At 46.9% G+C, this 422-nt stretch carries 1 protein-coding gene; it reads left to right on the forward strand.

What is annotated here, in order from left to right; translation table 11 throughout:
* Nucleotides 1-11: 11 nt before the first annotated feature.
* Nucleotides 12-422, forward strand: a 411-nt coding sequence (locus tag A596_RS23275; RefSeq protein WP_039918846.1) for a phage tail protein, incomplete at its 3' end; no start/stop codon positions are given.

A 422-nucleotide genomic window follows, 5' to 3' on the forward strand; every position in this document is an offset into this window, starting at 1 on the left:
AGCAAAGCAAAATGAAAAAACTCGCTGACTTGCGAGGCTATCTTGAAAAAAGAATACCAGACCTGAAACGCAACCCGGATCAGCTGCTGGTATTTATTGAAGATGGCCGCATAATTTTTTACCCCGCCACTAACTACTCCCACAATTACAAAACAGCGGCACGGGTTATTGTCACTGATTGGAAAGGCAAAACCGATGACTTGATTATCGCTGTACTGGAGTGGATGAGTGTACGCGAGCCGGGCTTTAATCCTGAAACCGCAATCAAATTTGATCTGGAAATTCTGGATAAAGAAACCGTCGATATGGCCTTCACACTGGAAATCACCGAGCGTGTTATTGTGGCGCTGGAAGATGGCAAACGCATCGTCACGCATGATTTGCCGGAACCTCCTATGCAAATGAATCCGGGGGCACGCTGG

Origin of the sequence: Cellvibrio mixtus subsp. mixtus J3-8, assembly GCF_000766945.1 — a bacterium.
Taxonomy (GTDB): domain Bacteria; phylum Pseudomonadota; class Gammaproteobacteria; order Pseudomonadales; family Cellvibrionaceae; genus Cellvibrio; species Cellvibrio mixtus_A.